Annotated in this window: 12 protein-coding genes and 1 pseudogene; 4 read left to right on the top strand and 9 right to left on the bottom strand. The window is 44.2% G+C overall.

What is annotated here, in order from left to right; translation table 11 throughout:
- Positions 1 to 524: 524 nt before the first annotated feature.
- Both V5G28_RS17515 and V5G28_RS17510 read right to left on the bottom strand, forming a co-directional pair.
- Positions 525 to 1,364: a DNA-binding response regulator gene (locus V5G28_RS17515; protein WP_332995302.1), complete on the bottom strand. Its 840-nt coding sequence runs from the start codon at positions 1,362 to 1,364 to the stop codon at positions 525 to 527.
- Between the two features lie 436 nt (positions 1,365 to 1,800).
- Positions 1,801 to 3,639: pseudogene (locus V5G28_RS17510) on the bottom strand (fatty acyl-AMP ligase).
- 1,171 nt (positions 3,640 to 4,810) lie between these two features.
- Here V5G28_RS17510 and V5G28_RS17505 point away from each other — a divergent pair.
- From V5G28_RS17505 to V5G28_RS17495, 3 genes are all read left to right on the top strand, one after another.
- Positions 4,811 to 5,968 carry an ABC exporter membrane fusion protein gene (locus tag V5G28_RS17505; RefSeq protein ID WP_336231092.1) on the top strand — a complete coding sequence of 386 codons (1,158 nt, stop codon included), beginning with the start codon at positions 4,811 to 4,813 and terminating at the stop codon, positions 5,966 to 5,968.
- A 121-nt stretch (positions 5,969 to 6,089) separates the two neighbouring features.
- Complete coding sequence (gene devC, locus V5G28_RS17500; protein ID WP_332995297.1) at positions 6,090 to 7,241, top strand: ABC transporter permease DevC; 1,152 nt, start codon at positions 6,090 to 6,092, stop codon at positions 7,239 to 7,241.
- A 773-nt stretch (positions 7,242 to 8,014) separates the two neighbouring features.
- Positions 8,015 to 10,486: an SBBP repeat-containing protein gene (locus V5G28_RS17495; protein WP_332995295.1), complete on the top strand. Its 2,472-nt coding sequence runs from the start codon at positions 8,015 to 8,017 to the stop codon at positions 10,484 to 10,486.
- Positions 10,487 to 10,580: 94 nt separating this feature from the next.
- On the opposite strand, the gene V5G28_RS17490 is transcribed toward V5G28_RS17495, so the two are convergent.
- The 3 genes from V5G28_RS17490 to V5G28_RS17480 all read right to left on the bottom strand — a co-directional run bounded on the left by V5G28_RS17490 (position 10,581) and on the right by V5G28_RS17480 (position 13,984).
- Entirely contained in the window at positions 10,581 to 11,780 is a 1,200-nt protein-coding gene (locus V5G28_RS17490) for an FtsW/RodA/SpoVE family cell cycle protein (RefSeq protein WP_332995293.1), read from the bottom strand.
- A gap of 91 nt (positions 11,781 to 11,871) precedes the next feature.
- The gene (locus V5G28_RS17485) at positions 11,872 to 13,068 is read right to left on the bottom strand and encodes an RNA-guided endonuclease InsQ/TnpB family protein (protein ID WP_332995291.1); all 1,197 of its coding nucleotides are present in this window, start codon (positions 13,066 to 13,068) and stop codon (positions 11,872 to 11,874) included.
- A gap of 331 nt (positions 13,069 to 13,399) precedes the next feature.
- Positions 13,400 to 13,984, bottom strand: coding sequence for a TetR/AcrR family transcriptional regulator (locus V5G28_RS17480; protein WP_332995289.1), 585 nt, complete (start codon positions 13,982 to 13,984; stop codon positions 13,400 to 13,402).
- A 230-nt stretch (positions 13,985 to 14,214) separates the two neighbouring features.
- On the opposite strand from V5G28_RS17480, the gene V5G28_RS17475 reads away from it, so the two are divergent.
- On the top strand, positions 14,215 to 14,757 hold the full coding sequence (locus V5G28_RS17475; RefSeq protein WP_332995287.1) for a hypothetical protein: 543 nt from the start codon (positions 14,215 to 14,217) through the stop codon (positions 14,755 to 14,757).
- Between the two features lie 260 nt (positions 14,758 to 15,017).
- Here V5G28_RS17475 and V5G28_RS17470 read toward each other — a convergent pair whose 3' ends face one another.
- The 4 genes from V5G28_RS17470 to V5G28_RS17455 form a co-directional block, all read right to left on the bottom strand.
- Positions 15,018 to 15,224, bottom strand: a complete 207-nt coding sequence (locus V5G28_RS17470) for a phycobilisome linker polypeptide (protein WP_069347352.1) — start codon at positions 15,222 to 15,224, stop codon at positions 15,018 to 15,020.
- A 229-nt stretch (positions 15,225 to 15,453) separates the two neighbouring features.
- Positions 15,454 to 15,942, bottom strand: a complete 489-nt coding sequence (apcB, locus tag V5G28_RS17465) for an allophycocyanin subunit beta (RefSeq protein ID WP_073631009.1) — start codon at positions 15,940 to 15,942, stop codon at positions 15,454 to 15,456.
- Between the two features lie 65 nt (positions 15,943 to 16,007).
- Positions 16,008 to 16,493 (bottom strand): allophycocyanin subunit alpha, encoded by a 486-nt coding sequence (gene apcA, locus V5G28_RS17460; protein WP_073631011.1) that lies wholly within the window; start codon positions 16,491 to 16,493, stop codon positions 16,008 to 16,010.
- 380 nt (positions 16,494 to 16,873) lie between these two features.
- Positions 16,874 to 20,269: a phycobilisome rod-core linker polypeptide gene (locus V5G28_RS17455; RefSeq protein ID WP_332995282.1), complete on the bottom strand. Its 3,396-nt coding sequence runs from the start codon at positions 20,267 to 20,269 to the stop codon at positions 16,874 to 16,876.
- Positions 20,270 to 20,291 lie beyond the last annotated feature (22 nt).

Here is a 20,291-nt window from a genome sequence, read left to right as displayed (position 1 = left end):
CTGCTTATTTCATCAAGAAAAATTGTTATAAACTTGCTTTGGAGTAAGCTAGGATTGACAACAAAAAAACTCATCTGTATTAGTTTTCTAAAGCTTACTTGCTTTGGTTAATTATATTAACCTATTTTTCTTAAAAAAAATCATGACTAAACTATTTTTTTTAGTTTTATTTACTTGTCTCAAAATACTTTTTTAAAAAAATATAGGTACTTGCTAGTCATAGAAGCAAGCATGGGTTCGCGTCTAGATAAGGAGACTTTTTGAAGTCAATCAAAAAAATAGTTCTTTATTCTGCTTTTAAAGCTGTTATTTTTTTTGGACATCATATGAAAATTATTTTTCTCATAAAAACTCTTCGACACAAGGATCTTTCCTCACTAAGACATATGCCACCGTGTCACAGAGCAAAATAGATTGCTTTACTTGTATCTCCTTTGTTGTTCTTGTTTTGGCAAGGTCAAAAAGATAAACACAAAACAACCTCTTAAGAAATAATAAAGAATTAAAGGGCTGTTTTCAATAAACTAATTTTTGATAGGACTAACACTTCTTTCGATTTTTTTTGCGCTGACCTGGGAGCGATGCATACTTCTCCAAGCTTGGGGAGTTGTGCCATGAATTTGGCGAAACTGCCGGAAGAAATGAACAAGATTGTTATACCCCACCTGAGCAGCAATCTGCTCCATCATTTGGTCAGTCTCCAACAGCAAAGACCGTGCTGCTGCCATCCGGCGCTCAATAATCCAGCGTTGTACGGGTTGCCCCGTCTGGCGTCGCATTAAGTCAGTTAAGTAAGCTGGGGAGTAACCAACTGCCTGAGCTACGTCGCTCAGACTAATGGATCGGTGATAATTATCCTCTATAAAACGGAAGGCTTCACTCAAGTGCCGATCTAATGCAAAGCTAGACTGAGGGGCAGCGGTTATAGTTGCAGCGTCAGTGGATGGTGTTTTTAGAACTGGCTGTTGCTGTGCAGCATACCACTGCCGGAGAATGGTATGTTTTTCTAATTGGCTGGCGATCGCCCTCAGTAAGTCCTCTAAAGTAAAGGGTTGTGTGAGATAGTCATGCGCCCCTAGTTCCATCCCTTTGCGCAGGTCAGTTTGAGTCGCGTTGGCAGTGACAAAAATGAAAGGGATAATCGCTGTGACAGGGTCCTTACGCAGCGTAGCCAGGACGCCATAGCCATCAAGTTCCGGCAACATCACGCCGCAAATAATTAAATCTGGTAACAGTTCTCGTGCCAGATGGACACCAACTCGACCGTTTTCAGCACCGATAGTGTAAAAACCTTTTGCTTCAAGACCCTCTCGAAAAAGGTTTCGAGTCTCTGCTTGAGCTTCAATCACTAAAATTTTTTTCATGGTTTTCCTTCCTATTGGCACCCTTATCTGCTGAAAAATTGATGAAAAACATAGGAAAATTCGGTTTGAACTTTTGAGCTAAAGCTCAGATCAAATCTTGCACTAGTACACGACGGCGGAAATAAAGCTACCCTTCGGGTGAGTCCTTCGGACACGCTACGCGAACACCAGTCGCCTACAGAGGGAAACCCTCCTGCAGCGCTGGTTCACCATTCACTCATCAGCGAAAAGCCCACAGCATCAGCCTTTTGACTTTTGAATGCGTGACTTTTGACTTCCGCCTTGCGGTACTAGCCTCATCAAAAGCCAGGAAATTGATTTCCTGGCTTATAGCTAAAGCCTGCAATTAACTGATTACGCAAGCGTCAAACACCGTTTCGATACGCTTAAGCTTTGGTTCGGAACTTTAGTTCATAGTGAAGAACAAGATTTGAATTTATAGCTGTTTGCCAGCTGTGAGTTTCTGTAACACGGATTCGACTTCAGCTTGCAGATGCAAGAACTTAGCTTTGTTCTGTGGATTTTCACTCCAATCCTCCACGACATTCAAGCTTCCACTTAAAAACCCAGACCGACAAGCATAGCGTTGAATCTTACCACTTGATGTTTTAGGAATACTACCAGTCTTAACCAAGACTGCGGCATAAACCTGTAGACTGTGTTCCGCCGCAACAGCCTGAGAAATATTCCCAACGACTTCATTCAGATTCAGCTTTCGCAAGTAAGTGCGCTCTACTTCTTGAACAATGACCAGTCGTTCTTCGCCTTTGACCTCCACTGTGAAGGCTGCACCACAACCAGGTCGCAATGCTGGATGGCTTTTTTCTACCGTCAGTTCAATATCCTGCGGATAATGGTTTTGTCCCCGAATGATGATCACATCTTTGAGACTGCCCGTAACGAACAACTCGCCATCTTGCAAAAATCCTAAGTCTCCCGTACGCAGGAATGGTCCCTCTGTTGTGTTTGCCAGATAGGCATGGAAAGTCTGTTGTGTCAGTTCAGGTCGATTCCAATAGCCACCAGCAACACTTGGACCATGAACCCAAATCTCTCCTACTTGGTGATCTGGACGCGGAGTTAAGGATTCTGGGTCAACAATCACGATTCTCTCTTCTAAGGGCTTACCACAGCCTACAATTGCCCGTGTTGTCCCTTCTTGCTCACCGATAGATGCTACCACTCGGTTTTGCTCAAGTGCTTCCCCATGAATGTAGCGAAGAATTGGTGGAGTTGATTTCATACTCCCAGAAACAATCAGAGTTGTTTCAGCCATTCCATAGCAGGGGTGAAAAGCCTCTTTGCGGAAGCCACAATCAGCGAAAGTGCGAGCAAACTGCTCGAGTGTTTCTGCACGGATAGGCTCAGCTCCAGTGAAAGCGACTTCCCAACTACTCAGGTCAAGATTTGCCCGTTGTTCAGGCGTAATCTTACGAATACAAAGATCATAAGCAAAATTAGGTCCGCCACTGGTAGTCGCTTGGAAGCTAGAAATAGCTTTAAGCCAGCGCAAAGGCTTTTGCAAAAACGCTACTGCTGGCATCAAAATCGTCGGAGCACCAACATATAGTGGTTGTAGTACTCCCCCAATCAATCCCATATCGTGATATGGGGCAACCAGCTGACACCTAGACTGTTGGGTGTATCAGCGAAACTTTTCTGAATCAATGCGGAATTGTGCAGCAGGTCGCCGTGGCTTACCATCACACCTTTTGGTGTTCCTGTAGAGCCTGATGTGTATTGGAGAAAAGCTAGATCGCTTGCTTGCAAGTCTGGTTCCTGCCATGCTTGTGCCGGTTGCCGACAATATCATCCGTCGCTAACCACTGCAGCTTGGTAAATCTTGGATTTTCCGCAAACGGCTCTCAATGTTGTCCAACAGAGATGTTGTGGTGAGCGCTACCGTTGCTTGAGCATCTGACACAATTGCCTCCAACCTAGACATATTCTGATTAGGTCGAGGTGGATAAGAAGCAGGGACAGCCACAACAGAGGCATATAGACAGCCAAAGAACGCGGCTATAAAGTCCAAACCTGCTGGGTAAAGTAGCAAGGCACGGGAACCAGCAGCGTTTATACTTTGAAGCGCAGCGGCGATCGCCCGAGCCTGTCGGTCTAATTCTTGATAAGTCAGGAAGACGCTTGGTGTTTCCCCATCCTGCAAAAAGGTATAAGCTGTCAAGTCTGACTGATTTTGTGATCTAAGCCTCAGCAGGTCTACTAAAGTCGAAACTTCACGCTTCGTTTCGGTCAAGTCACTGAAACAAGTAGTCATATTATTGATATTTCCTGGTCAATTTATGCCAATGGGGCGCTTTACTGTACTACTGAAGACGTACAATTTAGAAAATTATTTTCACAAACTCACGCAGTTGATTTCTGCTTGTTATGTTTGTGCTACACAGCAAAACCTATTGATTGGCAAAACCTATTGATTGGCAAAACCGATACCAATAGACATTTGTCTATCGTTGATATTTTTCTATATTTAAGGAATTTTGACCTTAAATAATCATTCCTCTGCAGAATTACACTTTTTATGAAAAATTGCAAGTTCCTTTACTAGTTGTTTGGAAATTTTATTTAGAGTTCGCAGTTGAAAAGACTTACGATTTTTCCAGTTCAAGTTTGTGTAAAGATTCTGTGAATTTCATTTTTTAGAGATGAAAATTACTGGATAACAAATTTGAGATTTGTACATCAATCAGTAGAAAGAATGCATATCTACCTTTAGAAAGAATATGCAGTCCTATGGCTTTGATTAGCTTCAGTTGATGAATGGAAGAATGAAACTTACCTGACAGGAGGTATATGGGATTTTAATTAAGTAGATTTAAAACTTGATAAAAGTAAAATATTGTTTTGCACATATATTCATAGAAAGGATTGAAATACTGTAACTTTAATATCTAAAAAAAAAGTTTTTTCGAGGAAGATAGAATTTTTAGTATATGAAGTTACAAGTGAATGTAACTAAAAAGAACATATAAAATTAACATCTATCAATAGAAATATTTTTTATTACTGTTGCTTTAATAAGCAGATTTAATTGATTAAGTAAAAGAGAGATATACTTATGTGAAGATTGTGTAAAGTTCGATGAACAATAGTTGATTTGTGACAAGTTAAAATAGCATGGGATTTTTAAACAGGTAATTTTGCTGGATGTCATAAACCAGCCTTATATCGCATATTTGTTTGACTTTATCCCTAAATAGACATATTGCAATCCTAATCATGTAGACTCAAACAATTAACCCAGCCTGACATCTGTGCGACTATTAGCGATGGCATGGGGAATGTACGTTAATGGTCTACTTATCACGAGACTTGTCGGCAAAAGTTTTACTCAGAGTAGTGGAAAAGTATCAACCTGCAAGGTTTCCTCAACTATGAAGCCTGAATTTCTCTCAAAAAAGAAACTATTGTTAAAGCCTTCAGGACTATTGACGATCATTGCTGCAGTTGTGATAGCTTTGGCTTTTAGCGGAGCTACCATACTGTATGTCTTTCACTTCCAACGCAATTCAAACGCCTCTTCATCAAACCCTGCAACAAAGACTCCCACAAATAAAGCCGTTTCAGCTTTAGGACATTTAAGACCAGAAGGAGAAGTCATTCGCTTATCTGCTCCTACCACACTTAACGGATTGGGAGGAAGTCGAGTTGCCAAACTTTTAGTGCAGGAGGGTGATAAAGTTAAACAAGCGCAAGTCATTGCTGTTCTAGATAACTATAAAAATTTACAAGCGTCTGTAAAACTAGCTCAAGAACAGGTCAAAGTTGCTCGAGCTAATCTTGCTCAAGTGAAGGCTGGAGCAAAAACAGGAGAACTTGAAGCTCAAAAAGCGACAATACAAAGTTTGGAAGCTGATTTGCAAGGACAACTGACGGCTCAAGAGAAAACGATTGCACGTTTACAGGCTGAGTTAAATACTGCTCAAAGCGAGTATCAACGTTATCGTAAGTTGTTTCAAAATGGTGCAGTTGCAGCTTCCCAGTTCGACAGTAAGCAGCTTGTGATGAAAACTGCACAAGAGCAACTAAATGAAGCTAAAGTTAATCGCAGCCGGATTGAAGCAACGACTCAACGGCGGATCAAGGCGGCTCAAGCAACCCTGAACCAGCTAGCAGAAATTCGTCCAACAGATGTACAGGCGGCTCAAGCAGAAATTGATAGGACGCTTGCCAATGTTGCTAAGGCTCAAGCAGATTTAGACCTAGCGTATATCCGAGCACCTGTAAACGGACAAGTTTTAAAAATTAATACCAGAGCCGGAGAGGCGGTTGGCGATCGCGGAATTGTTGCTTTAGGACAAACAGATCAGATGAATGTGGTGGCAGAAGTTTATGAATTAGATGTGAGCAAAGTCAGGATTGGTCAAAAAGCTACTATTACTAGCAATGCATTTTCCCGAAACTTATCCGGGAAAGTAACTGAAGTTGGTTTACAGGTGAATCCACAAGATGTTTTAACTACAGATCCAACAGCGGACGTAAATAGTAGAATTGTTGAGGTAAAAATCCGTTTAGATCCAGCAGATAGTCAAAAAGTTTCAGCTTTTACTAACTTACAAGTTAATGTAGTTATTGATACGCAGTAAATTTTTGACCTATTTTTGACGTATGAATAATTTTATTTACTCACTAAATCCCTTTAGGGGAGGGGTATAGGGGGTAAATTAATTCATAATTTCAAATGTTTTGACTGTTGAGTTTTGACTGATGGCTAATACACCTTTAGCATGGCTGCAACTTACTCGAGAAAAAATTCGTTTGGTGATTGCTTTATCAGGGATTGCTTTTGCAGTTATTCTCATGTTTATGCAATTAGGGTTCCAAGCATCTCTGTATGATAGTACAACACGACTGCATGAAAGTTTGCAAGCAGACTTAGTTTTGATTAGTGCTCGTTCTAAGTCTCTCGGTTATATGAACACTTTTTCTTGGCGTCGTTTATATCAAGTTTTAAGTTTTGATGGGGTTGCATCCATAAGTCCTGTCTATGTTGGCTTTAGAGATTGGAGAAATCCTTATAATGGAAATTTTCGAGCAATATATGTCTACGGCTTTCAGCTAGGCGATTCAGTTTTTAAATTTCCTGAAGTCGCTCAGAATATAGATAAACTTAAACTTAATGAAAATATTTTGTTTGACAGAGCTTCTCGCCTAGAGTATGGTCCTGTTGCTAAAGAATTTGAGCAGGGAAAAGCCATTGTTACTGAGGTAGGTGGTAAAAGAACCAACGTTATTGGTCTGTTTACACTAGGACCTTCTTTTGGGGCTGATGGAAATATCATCATAAGCGATTTAAATTTTCTCCGTTTATTTCCTGACCGTAAATTGGGAGAAATTGAGATTGGACTTATTAAGCTTAAACCTCATGCAGATGCTCAAAATATTCAAAAACAAATACGAGCTAGTTTGCCTAAAGATGTTAGGGTTTTAACCCACCAAGGTTTTGTAGACTTTGAGAAAAGGTACTGGCAAACGAGTACATCAATTGGTTTTATCTTTACTTTGGGCGTGGGGATGGGATTTATTGTGGGTACAGTTATTGTTTATCAAATTCTTTATTCAGATGTTATTGACCACTTATCAGAATACGCAACTTTAAAGGCTATGGGATATAGCGACAGATATTTAGAATTTGTTGTTTTCCAAGAGGCTTTAATTCTATCAACTTTAGGCTATATTCCTGGATTTGCCCTCTCACTAGGACTGTATGATTTAACTAAAAATGCCACATTGTTGCCTATTGCAATGAAATTTGACAGAGCTTTGATTGTACTGATATTGACAATAGTGATGTGTTCAATTTCTGGTTTCATTGCTGTGCGTAGATTGCGTAAGGCAGATCCAGCAGACTTATTTTAATAAGCTGTCTTAAGAATTTAGGCAAGATGTTTAATATTTTACATAGAAATAAGTCATATTAACATTCACTATCCTCTACGTATTTACTATATAAGTAGTATATTTCCCAATATGTATTTTTAATAAAGATACTGCAAAAAGTATAGACATCTTTGTAACATAGATGCGAATATGCTTCTATCATACAGATTACAAGGGTTAACGAGATTACTACAGTAAGTAATCTCTAGTATTGTATTTGCATTTTTTAATATAAGCATCTACCTAGCTATTATTGAACGGCATCTACACAGGCAGCCATCCTTCAGAGGCGATGGTAAGGAAACTTACTAAGCGTTCATACAGCCACATACACTCTGAAAGGACAGTAATACAGGTAAAAGCTAACTACACAAGACTTCAGGAGTGGCGCTGATCAGGGGACTTACTGTACGTTCCTACAGTATGCAGTTTGAAAAGGGAGCAATGCCAGCCAAAGACGAGATGACTGCATTAAGTAATCTCTGAATATATCTACATTTTTTTACAAGCGTCTACCCAAGAATGATTCTGGGGTGCTGGTCACGAAATATACTACGCCTACTTAAGAGCCAGATACGCTCTGAGAGGAAGGTTATACAGGGAATTCACTACACAACACTCTTAGAGTTGTGCTGGTAAGGGTACCCACTGGGTGTTCCTGCAATATGTGCCTTGAAACAAGAGCAATGCAAGCCTAAACAGACTTGCAGCAGTTTTTACTGTCAATTTTTCATGAGAGGAGACAGAATCCCATGGATGAAGAGTTAGAGTTACTTAGTAATTTTTTATCACCTCAGATCTACTCACCAGGCAGTGACATTGCCGTAGGCTCTAAACCCAGTCAAATCATTTTGGGTCGTGTTGGAAACGATACTCTCATTGGTAATCAACCTCTGACAGCGAATCCCGCTCAACCACGAATTGATATTCTTATCGCTGATTTTCCACTAGAAGACCCTTTTTCGCGTCAGTGGAGCGACAGATTTGTTCTTGGTGATTGGAACCAGGCTTACTATACCAACGCCAACCCAACCAACTTCGGCTTAAACGACTTTGCTTTCGTCGCTGACTTCAACCCAGCGCAGGATCAAATTCAGCTAAACGGCACAGCAAACAACTACCAACTCCTAGATGTTGGAACTGGAACGGCGATACTTCGGCAACAGCAAACTGGACTTGATGTGGCCGGCTTTTTGCTTGGGAATTCTAATTTGAATCTAGAAAGTCCCTACTTCCAATACCGAGGTTTCACTCCACCACCAGGACCAGTCATACAGCAGGCTCAGCAATTGGGGACACCAGGTTATGACATCCCCTTAAGCATCAGCACCGATCCCTCTGGCAATGTCTATATAGCGGGAGGAACCACTGGTTCTTTGGCAGGATCCAATGCCGGGCTTACTGATGCTTTGATAGTCAAGTATGATAATCAAGGCAATCAATTGTTTGCCAAACAGTTTGGCACGTCGGCTTATGACACGATCTATGGCATCGACACCGACAATCAAGGTAACTCCTACGTGGCGGGAGTGACCGAAGGCAATTTGGGGGGACCCAAGCAAGCAGACGCTCTTGATACCTTCGTAGCTAAGTATGACAGCAATGGGAACCAGCAGTGGATTCAACAGATTGGGCAAAATGTTATTTTTAATGCCTTTAACCTCGATGTTGACCCCAACACTGGCGATATCTTCATATCAGGAGCTAACGTCAAATACGATGTACAGAATACGGATGATGCTTTCGTCATCAAGTTTGACACCAATGGCAACCAGCAGTGGCAGACGGAGACTGGCACTACTACTAGCTCTAATACTCCCGGCGGTCTTTTAGCTTTTGACGAATCTTACGGCGTTACTGTCGGCAAAGATGGCAGTGTTTACGCGACCGGATGGACTTTGGGCGATCTGGGAGGACAGAATCAGGGGGTTTATGATAACTGGATAGCCAAGTACGACAACAACACAGGCGAGCAGCTGTGGGTTACACAGTATGGAACTCCAGATTATGAATGGTCCTGGGATGTTCAAACCGACAGTCAGGGCAATGTTTATACTGGAGGATGGACCCTGGGTAGTTTAGGGGGACCCAATGCTGGGTCTTATGATGCCTACTTAACTAAGTATGACAGTCAAGGGAACCAGCTGTGGATTAAGCAGTTTGGCTCTCCCGGGGATGATGAAGCCTATAGCTTATTTATCGATGCAAATGACAATATCTTCCTGTCAGGATTTACCGACGGCGAATTAGGAGGAACCAATGCTGGGTCTTATGATGCCTGGGTAGCCAGATATGACACCAATGGTAATCAGTTGTGGATTACACAGTTTGGAACTCCTGATCGCGATGATGCTTACGGAATTAGGAGTGACAATGCTGGTAACCTCTTCGTTACAGGTATTACTCAGGGTTCTCTTGGGGATATCAATGCTGGGTCTTTTGATGGTTGGTTAGCCAAGCTCGATGCAGCGTCGGGCAACCTGATAGACTTTAATGGTACTCCACAGCCTGCTAGTCCTAGTCCCTTGTCAGCGCTGGAATTACTTGCCAATAATCTCGATGAAATTAACATTGGCTCTCCCACACTCAGAACTCAGCAGATCAACCAGACAAAGGCAGCTGGGAAAAACTCTAGTAATACTCTCACTCCACAGGAAATAGACTATATTGCAAACTATTTTGAGCAATTCAACTCTCAAACATTGCAACTGTCTAATGGGAACGGGGGAATAACTGGAAAGGGATTAGAAAATCTTGTTCGTTACCCTTACGGTCAACCAGCCTCCGTACCCGAACCATCTGCTGCAGCAGGTCTACTAGTGTTTGGTGCTGCTTCAATGGTGGGTGCGAGAAAGCTGAAAGGACGTGTGAAGAGGGTGAGCAGGTCTCAAACACCATCTCAAGGTGTATTCAACACGCACAAGATAAAAATCAAAACTGAAGTAGGAAGCTTTCAATATGTGTTCGATAAAGCTTACGGCATAGAAAGCAGACTCAAAACTAAAGCCAGAACGTTCAAACAACGTGTGCTTGACAAAGGCGATCGCATAGAAAGCAGGCTCAAAACTAAAGCCAGAACGTTCAAACAACGTGTGTTTGACAAAGGCGATGGCACGGAGTGCTCGCTGAGCGATCGCATAGAAAGCAGGCTCAGAAATAAAGCCACTAAAGCTAAGAGCTATGCCAGCAAAGTTAAATCATGGTGCAAACAGGCTCTCATTTAAATGCCTTGAAAGATGGGTCTTGAAAGATGGGGTATGGGGGCGCAAGCAATTGCGCCCCCATACCCCAAAGCTGATAAGTTTGATAGAGTTGAAATTAAACCTTATTTTTCTGAAACAGCCGCCGTTTCCGCCTCTTCTCAGTTTCTTCTCGCAACGGTACGACTTCCGCTTCACTACTCTGGCGTGCTACCCGAATCAGCAAACCAGCTCCGAGCAAACTGGCAATCATTGAATTCCCACCATAACTAAACATCGGCAATGGCAAACCAGTCGTTGGCAAGGCACCTGTCGCAACACCAATATGAAGTAATGATTGTCCCACCATCAAAACTGTCACGCCGATCGCCACCAATCGATACACTGGATGCTTAGCCTTAAGGGCTACAATTAATCCTAGGGTGGCGTATAAAGCGAGTAGTAGCAACAGCACCACACCACCAACGAAGCCAAACTCCTCAGCAAACACCGCAAAAATAAAATCAGTGTCCTGAATTGGTAAATAAAACTGCTTTTGTTGGGAAAGCCCAAACCCAGCGCCCCATTTTTCACCAGAACCCACTGCTAGCAAACTTTGTACCAGTTGATAGCCATCCCCAGTTGCATCAGCCCAAGGATTGAGGAATGACAACACTCGCTTACGCTGATATTCTTTGATACTGATACTAAGTACTGCCAACAACACTCCCCCAACTGCCGTTCCTCCCAAGTACTTGTAAGGTAACCCAGCAGCAAGGGCAATCAGCCAAATCGTCATGCCGCACAATGCTGTTGTACTCAAGTTGGGCTGCGCTAAAATACCTAGAATGACAAGACCAAAAATACCCAGCCAAAAGAAGCGAACGCGCGAACTCAGTTTTTCCCACTGACCAAAAACTCGCGCACTTTGCAGCACCAAAAAGGGTTTAATTAATTCAGACGGTTGAATTGGAATTGGTCCTAGAGCTATCCAGCGAGATGCGTCAAAAGCCTTCCTTCCTAATCCTGGTATTAAGGTCAGGAAAATCAAACCTAACAGCAGTATCACAAACCAATGGGATATGCCCAAAATGCTACGCAAGGGCAAATGAACAACTATGTTGAATACTATTAAACCTACTAGCACCCATAAAATTTGACGCTTAAAGTAGTACAGCCCATCATGATGACGAACATCAGCTACAGCATAGGATGCCGAAAATAGCATGACTAACCCCACAAACAGCCAAACCAGTGTTAACCAGCGCAATAAACGCGCTTCTAATGCCCAGCTGGACACGGAGTCATCAAATAATGGAATCAAACGGCGGAGATTCACGATTAATAAAACTTAAGGTGTAAGATGTCATCGTTGAGAGTTGACGTTATTGACATCCTCACCGCCCTATGAGGGCAGCGATTCCTAAGACTCACGACTTAGGTTTCTGTTTCTTTCCTTGAACGGTTTTTCGCAGTTGCCCTTTGGACTTATGCCCATCAGGTCTTACACTCGCTCCACAGACTGTCACGGTGTGTCCCACCGCCAAAATGTTTTGTGCTGCGTTGATGTCTCGGTCGTGGTGTGTCCCGCAGTTGGGGCAGTTCCACGAGCGGACATTCAACGGCAAACGTTCAACAACGTGACCACAATTGCCACAGCGTTTAGAACTGGGGAACCAACGGTCAATTTTTACCAAAGTACGACCATACCATTTGGCTTTGTATTCCAACTGTCTAACAAACTCGCCCCAACTAGCATCACTGATAGCACGAGCAAGTTTTGGGTTTTTGACCATGTTCTTAACTGCCAAATCCTCAACTACTATCGTTTGGTTTTCACGTACCAGTCGAGTTGTCAGCTTGTGCAAATGGTCAATTCTAGAGTCACAAATCTTGGCTTGAATTCGGGCAACCTTAAGTCTTGCCTTGTCTCGATTTCGAGAGTCCTTCTTACGTCTTGTAAGAGTTTTTTGCGCTTTTGTGAGTTTGTGGTAGTACTTATCAAAACCCTTGGGGTTAGCAATCTTCTCACCTGTACTCAAGGTGACAAGGCTACTTATTCCAACATCCAGCCCCACAGACTTGTCAACTGGCTGCAATCTCTTGTCAGTTGGGTCATCAATCCGCAAGCTGACAAACCAGCGTCCAGAGGGTTCGAGCTTAACCGTGATAGTTGTGGGTTCGCATCCCTTGGGAAGATGTCTCGACCATCTGATGCTCAGTGGTTCAGAACACTTTGCCAGATATACCTGTCCGTGTTTCCACCTGAATGCGGACTTAGTAAACTCTGCACTACCACCATTACGCTTTTTCTTGAAGTTAGGGTATTTCGCTCTACCCGCAAAAAAGTTAGTAAAGGCAGATTGCAGGTGTCTCAAAGTTTGCTGCAAAGGTACGCAGCTTACTTCATTCAAAAATTGGAGGTCGTCTTCTTTCTTCCACAACGTAAGCAAAGCAGAAGTCTGAACGTAATCAACGCGTTCTTGTCTTGAGTACCAAGCCTCGGTTCTTGCTGCTAAAGCTTTATTAAAAACCAACCGTACACAACCAATTGTTCGACGCAAAAGAGTTTCTTGCTCGAGTGTTGGGTAAAAACGGTAGCGGTAGGCTTTTTCCATGCTTTGCATCTAATTTTCTATGCTTCACAATTTAGCACATTTTCTGGAAGTCCCTAAAGCCGTCCCCCTGGCGCTCGTCCCTGAGTCCAAAAGGACACGCTGCTTTGTATGCCTGCGGCACGCTGCTTTGAACACTTCAGTGTGCGCTTTGCGCTTACGGGACATGCGCAAGGGACGCGATTCGTCAAAAGTATCAAGTCAAAAGTCAGAAATAATTCTTTTATTCACTTTTGACTTTTGAATGAGGGAATTTTGACTTCCCGAAGGGAGGGACGCGGTTTCTACGCAAAATTTCCGATGATACCAAGTTGCATTCAAACAAGAGAGAACTCACGTATATTTATTCCCGTTTAAGGATAAGACCAATGGCGCGACGTATGTATGCTTCCACTGGCTCATCAGCCGGCTCGAAAACCAGTGCATAAAGCATAATTCCGCTCATAAGGTCAAAAACTATATCACTGTCTGTATCTGCTTGGATTTCATGTCTTGCTTTAGCGCGTTCAATCACAACGTGAAAAGCTTGGCGTCTTGGCTTGAGGTATTTTGTCCAATAAACTTGGGCAAACTGAGGACTGCTGGAAGCAGCGCCGATAATCATGGCAAGAATTTGACGACCCAAAGGTGTGAGAGTCGTTTTCACCGCACTCTCAATAATGCAGTCTAAGTCTCCCCCAACCGTACCTGTATCAGGAATCTCTATTTCTTCTCGAAGAGTCTCAATTGCATCTGCGACTAGTTCTTCTTTGGAACGATACCGTCGGTAGATTGTGGTTTTGCCGACACCAGCATGGGCGGCGATCGCATCAATTGTTATACGTTGATACCCTATTTTCGCCAATAAGTCAAGGGTTGCCTGAAGGATGGCTTGATGAGAAGCAGCACTGCGCGGTCTTCCAGGTTGTTTTTTAGCGGAATCATTCATGCAAATTTTTTTCTTCAATTGGTGAGGCTACGGAGTCGCCCGGGACTGGGTACTGGGGACTGGCGACTGGGCAAATGCTCCCAACTTGGGGAGGAGCTTTATTGCCCCGGACATAATTTTTCGTTTGATAACCCAATCCCTAATCCCCAATGCCCAGTCCCCTTTACCAGACTTGATACTGGCATTAAATTTACGATACGATATAGTATCGTAAGTATTTGGTGCAGATTATGATTCAACGCACTCGTCCTCAATATACCGATAAAAACAGCACTCAGACCTTACGGCAGGGGCTGGAGGAGTATTACGCCGCGAACCCGGATTTTACCCATCCAAATCAGATGCCGCCGGATTTCGCCAAAATCATGCTTGCTCATGATGCCAGCCATGTCGTATTTGGCTGCGATACCGATATGTACGATGAATTAAAACTACTGCCTCTGACTTTTCTTGTAAGTGACTACAAGTTTCGAGACTGGTTACGCGATCGCAAGAACCCGGCAGTAGACGTGATGTATGACGACTTGGTGAAGCGCCAAGGTCTACTATGGTTGTATGGTTCAATACTGGCAGTATTGCCGCGATTCTTACCAGAGTTAGTTATGATGTGGTTCAAGACTCGCGGATCACGGAAGTACTATCCGTTTTTTGACTTTGAACCGCTACTTGACCATTCTGTGTTAGACATTCGCCAAGAGTTTGGGCTTTTACCACTTCTTTCGTCAAGAAAAAACAAAGAAATCCAACTTCAGACAAATTTATACCAAGCGTGAAAAAACAATGCAACACATGGATAAGACCCCTCTCCAACCCTCCCCTTAGTAAGGGGAGGGTTGGAGAGGGCGGGTGGGGTTATCTGCCACAAACATTTAGAAGCCCAGTAGTCTTTCATCATGTCGATTCGTCAACAACAAGATTCCCGACTTCGCCGAAGTTGTCGGGAATCTGAGCAAATCAATTAATACAAGCAACAAAAAAGAGGTCAAATCGACCTCTTCACAACTCCCTACAATTCGTATTCCGTTTAAACGAATTACAGCAACCCAGTATTGGCTCCTTGCTTGCCAGTAGCCAATTCTACCTTAACGATTGTGCCGCCCGCTTTTTGAATGCGTTGCTGTTCGCGGAACCAGTTTTCGTAGGGAACGAGTTTGGTGAAGTAAGTATTTTGTAGTTCGCGTTGGGTACGAATGCGGGTTTGGCTAGGAACACAAGCAGTAATTTTAAAATACCGTGCCATGTGGTTGTTAATCTCCTATAAGTGAGCGTGGAAACTTTTTTATTTCAAAATTGTGAGTGCATATTTTTATCTAATCACTCAAAGGCTGGAAATCAGGCGTCAATACCAGACAGCTAACACTCATCACACATCATGTTGAGCAAGATAAGCGATTAAACGTCCTAGCACTCACGATTGATTTCCAGACCTTAAGAAAGCCGCACTTAAATTATTAAGCGCAACCTAGCTCTTAGCTTAAGCCAGAGGAAATATAGTCTAAGTAAACACCCATTTCCTTACCAGCATCAGGACCTACCAAGCTAGCAGTCACTTCTTTAATAGCTTGGATAGCTTGTACAGTAGCACCAATGGGTACACCCAAGGAGTTGTAGGTTTCTTTCAAACCATTCAACACGCGCTCATCCAAAATGGATGGATCGCCAGCCAACATAGCGTAGGTGGAATAGCGGAGGTAGTAATCCAAGTCGCGGATGCAAGCAGCATAGCGACGGGTGGTGTACATGTTACCGCCGGGACGGGTAATGTCAGAGTACAGAAGGGACTTAGCTACAGCTTCTTTGATAATTGCAGATGCGTTAGCTGCGATGGTTGTAGCAGCACGTACGCGCAGTTCGCCAGTTGAGAAGTAGCTCTTTAGCTTCTCTAGAGCACCAGTATCCAGGTACTTACCTTGAACGTCTGCAGAGTTAATGACAGAGGTGATTGCGTCTTGAGCCATGTTGTTAATTCCTTATTTCCAACCTTATTGCATTACTTCAGTTTCAGCAGGGAAATAACTTCACCTTACTGCATAGCACCGACTAGGTAGTCGAAGTAAGAGCCAGCTTCACTAGCGTCTTCGCCAGACAACAGGGAAGCAGCAACATTCTTTAGACCACGAACACCTTCAGCAACACCCTCGATAGGAGTGCCTAGGGACTTGTACATTTCACGAACACCCACAATACCAATTTCTTCGATGGGGGTGACATCACCAGCAACGATACCGTAGGTAACGAGGCGGAGGTAATAATCTAGGTCGCGTAGACAAGTAGCGGTCAGTTCTGTACCGTAAGCGTTGCCACCAGGAGAGACAACATCAGGACGCTTTTGGAACAGTTGGTCGCCGGCTTGCTTAACAATCCGCTCCCGGTTTTCTGTCAAAACTTGAGCGATGCGGAGGCGGCGCTCACCTGTGGTAACGAAGCTCTTAATCCGATCCAGTTCGCCAGGGCTAAGATAGCGTGCTTCTGCATCAGCATTCACGATGGCTTTCGTGACGATACTCATTAATGCATTCCTCCAGTACTAATGAAACCAGGATTTAGTTAAAGTGGTGCGACTTTATAGGTTCACTGAGCTTGTTTTCTCGTTTTTTTAGACACAACAGCCAAATAACTGCTGCGACTAGTACATTCCGAGTCCGCTTGGGTAATGGCTAGTACACAAGCTTCAAAACTCAACTACCTTCCGGAATTATTTTCGGGCATTATGTTGAGGAAATATGACTGCTCTTAACACTTTGTAATATTCCTTTTCATGTTTACTGTCGTGCCCGAAATCTGAAAGCAATGTTAAGAAAGGTTGCAAAGGCACACGAAAAGCTAGAGGAGATGAGGAAGTAACGCCCTCCTCATCCTCCTCATCTTGCTTATTCCCGTCTCTTGACTTTATCGCAGGCTAGACCGTCCGGTAATCACAGACGGAGATAGGCTAGACCAAGACTGCTTGACCAAGTCAGCAGCCGCCTGCACGCTACCGAGGTAGTTACCAGCAGGTAGGGATGGGAAGCGACCATAAGGCACTACGTCTTCACCAAAGTAGCGGGCGTACTCTAGGCTGTTGACGATCGCCTCTACAGCCGCTTTTAAACCGCTATCTGCCAGCAGTTTGTTGTACTGGCGAATCTCGGCTTGAGTGGCGGGTGCGCGTCCCAACAGGTGACGGAACAAGAATTCAATCACCTTGGTGTTGGGATAGGGGGTGTAGAAACGCTTACGATAGATATCCGAGCTAGCAAGCTCACGGACAAACTCGCGTACAGAAATTTCCCCATTGCGCAGTCTGCTTTCTAAATCCGTACGGCGGAAGTAGTCAGGAACTTGACCGCTAAACACATCCAGTACCTGAGTGTAAATAGCGTTGATTGCCTGCTGCGTTTCACCTTGGTTTGCACCTGTCGTGACGCGGTAAATGCGTGCAGGTTTGCGCCGGCTTGTTCCCACACCCACTTCAACTGACTGTCCGCGACCATCGTTGAACGAACGACCGAGTTCAATAAACAGCGGCTTGGTCTTGTCGATTTCTCGTGCTTTCGCTGCCAAATCTGCGATCGCCTTCGCCAAAATCGGTGTGTTCGCGCTATTCATGCGGGGTTTGACTGGCTCAAAGCTGGGAACCACCAAATCATTATTCTGCTTGGTGAGCTGGTTGTACAGCTTCTGAGTATTCGGGAAGTTTGCCGCTGGTAAGGTCGGGAAGCGGTTGTAAGGAACCGTATCTTCACCAAACGCTTGCCCATACTCCTGACTATTTACCAACGCCCCAATAAATGCGCGAAGCCCTTGGGTTGCGAGTATCTGGTTATACTTGCGGATTTCCGCTTGGTCAACTGGCGCACGTCCTAAGAAGTGCTTGGTTCCCAGCTCGATCACCTTAGTGTTCGGGTATGGCGTGTAGAACTCTTTCAGGTAAAGGTTAGAATTACCCAAACCTTCAATAAATTCCTTAACAGTGATTTCACCATTCCCCAGTCTGCTTTCTAGCGAGGTGAATTCGTTTTGGGCGATGTAGGGTTCAATATTGCGCTCGAAAATCTGGCGATAAGCAGCACCGATGACAGTTTCTACAGAGACTTTATCATTAGTTGCTGCAACCAACTTAAAGATTTTCGTTTGTTCGCGCTTCTTGGTGACACCTTGGTTGATACGGAACTGAATATCGGGTTCGGTCCGTACTTCTTTAACGGTGCCTAATTCCACAAAGCGTGGAGTTTCTTCCTTCTCAACTTTCCCGCCGACATCCTCACGGATACTACCAACACGCAGTTGTCGCAAAGCAACACCACCAGGAGTCAGATACCGTTCGTATGGAACTGTATCTTCACCAAAAGCCTCACTGTACTCTGGAGTATCAATGATGGCGTCAACGACTGCGTAGAAGCCCTTTTTGGAGGCGAGGTCAAAGTACTTGTTATTTTCTTGACGACCGTAGGTAGGACGACCTAACAAGCGGCGGTGGATGTACTCGATCGCCTTACACACATAAAGCGGAGTCCAGTACAGCTTGCGGAATAAATCCGATTTCGCCAAAGCCCTGATAAACTCGCGTACAGAGATTTCGCCGTTTTCCAGCTTAATTTCTGCAACTTTCAAGCGCTGACCTTCGTAAACATCGCGACCGAATACTTGTAAGTAAGCTGCGCGAATCAACGCTTGTGTGGAGCTTTCAGAGAATTTAACACTGACTCCAGTGGGTGATTTTCTACCTCTTGTCCCAGGCAGCTGATCCAACCGGAACACCTTGGGACCCAGACTACCAGGAAACTCACCTCGCGCCCTAGGATTGCTGTTTTGGTTATTGATACCAGGTCCTTGGTGAACTAGGATACGCTTGGTATCCTTACCAAAAGGAGCTGGACGGGTGCTGGGGTTACGAGTTTCTTTCGGGAAAATTGCCCCAAACTGAATTTCCAACGGGTCATTTCCAGAACCATAGGGATGCTGGTCGGGCAATGGCTGCTCGTAATCAGCAAACAGTGTGATAAACTGAGGTACTTTGCGGAAGGGCGCACTGTAGTTCAACAGGTCTTGCTGTGGTCCCCAGTTGCGGCATTCTTGTGCTTCTTGACCCAGACCCCGGATGTAGGGTACTGTTTCTTCGCCAAAGTAGTCAGAATATTCCTGAGAATCTACCAAAGCATCGATTAAAGCTGGCAAACCGCCTCTGGAAACAATATCAAAGTATTTTTGTACTTCTTCCCGGCTACTTGGTCCCCGTCCTAAGAAGTGACGGAAAGCAAGTTCTAGGGCGCGGCTGTTGATAAATGGATCGTAAAATTGTTTCCGATATAAGGGAGATTTGCCAAGGCGGCGAACAAACTCTTTTACAGAGATGTCGCCATTTTTCACCTTCGATTCCAGGTCAGATATCGACTGGCTATAAGCACGGGTGATATCGCGTTCAAAGATTTGCCGATATGCCGCTTTGACTACCTCATTTTTTTCGGATGCTGACAACCCAGGCTTCATCGCATACTTGGGACGCCGTTCTGCCGCATTAAAGTAAATCTGGGGCAGTTGCAAACCTTGTTGGTCGCCAGAGGGACGTTGGCGCAGTTTACCCGAAGGGGTGGGTGCTTTGAATTCTGTAATCAAAACATCCATGTACTGAGACACAATTTCTGTTGCCTCAGCATCTCTACGGAAATAAGAAATTGCCGCTGCTTTCATTTCCTGCAAAGCGACAATTGTGGCTTCACCGGAACAGGCGTTCTCAATAATTTCTCGCAGACCGCGCGTGTTGACAGCGATGATGTTGGGGTCACCAGCCACAATCGCATACGTAGCGTAGCGCAAAAACCACGACAAGTCCCGCAGGCTCTTCGCCATATTTGCCGGACCATAACGCGCAATGTTAATTGGTCGGAAACCCGGAGGAGTCGGACCACTGGGCGAAGTGTTAAAGATAGAACGCAAATTTTCTAAGAAACCACCACGAGTTTCTACGTAGGTGACGGTTCCTAGTTTCATCCCCTCTCTAACTTCCGATCCTGCAGCAACCGGCACCAATTCTGGTTCCCTGGGCTTTTCCAAAAAAGCCATTGGCGAACCACCCACAAAAATCCTGTTGGCAGCACGGGAGACAATAATCTCAGAATTTTCCGTGAGCGTCTGGGCGATTTCAAGACGCTTAACACCAGATGCAAAATACCTTGCCAGTTCATTGAGTTCCCCGGAACCCAGAAAGCGGTCTTGCTGTTCTGCTTGGGAAATTGTTGATACAGCTAGGGTTTGATATAGTTGCGGGCGTGCAACTGAGCTTCCACCACTTGCCTTAACACTCATCGGATTTGTAAAACTCCCATCA

The sequence above is a fragment of the Scytonema sp. PRP1 genome, from assembly GCF_036697665.2.
GTDB classification, from domain to species: Bacteria; Cyanobacteriota; Cyanobacteriia; order Cyanobacteriales; family Nostocaceae; genus Kalymmatonema; species Kalymmatonema gypsitolerans.
The sequence above is the reverse complement of the archived record's forward strand: the minus strand, read 5'-3'. Positions and strand labels throughout refer to the sequence as shown.

Coding starts and splice junctions, on each gene's coding strand:
- devC (WP_332995297.1), top strand. CDS start 6,090: ATGGCTAATACACCTTTAGCATGGCTGCAACTTACTCGAGAAAAAATT.
- V5G28_RS17470 (WP_069347352.1), bottom strand. CDS start 15,224: ATGGCACGGTATTTTAAAATTACTGCTTGTGTTCCTAGCCAAACCCGC.
- V5G28_RS17515 (WP_332995302.1), bottom strand. CDS start 1,364: ATGAAAAAAATTTTAGTGATTGAAGCTCAAGCAGAGACTCGAAACCTT.
- V5G28_RS17475 (WP_332995287.1), top strand. CDS start 14,215: ATGATTCAACGCACTCGTCCTCAATATACCGATAAAAACAGCACTCAG.
- apcB (WP_073631009.1), bottom strand. CDS start 15,942: ATGGCTCAAGACGCAATCACCTCTGTCATTAACTCTGCAGACGTTCAA.
- apcA (WP_073631011.1), bottom strand. CDS start 16,493: ATGAGTATCGTCACGAAAGCCATCGTGAATGCTGATGCAGAAGCACGC.
- V5G28_RS17455 (WP_332995282.1), bottom strand. CDS start 20,269: ATGAGTGTTAAGGCAAGTGGTGGAAGCTCAGTTGCACGCCCGCAACTA.
- V5G28_RS17485 (WP_332995291.1), bottom strand. CDS start 13,068: ATGCAAAGCATGGAAAAAGCCTACCGCTACCGTTTTTACCCAACACTC.
- V5G28_RS17495 (WP_332995295.1), top strand. CDS start 8,015: ATGGATGAAGAGTTAGAGTTACTTAGTAATTTTTTATCACCTCAGATC.
- V5G28_RS17480 (WP_332995289.1), bottom strand. CDS start 13,984: ATGAATGATTCCGCTAAAAAACAACCTGGAAGACCGCGCAGTGCTGCT.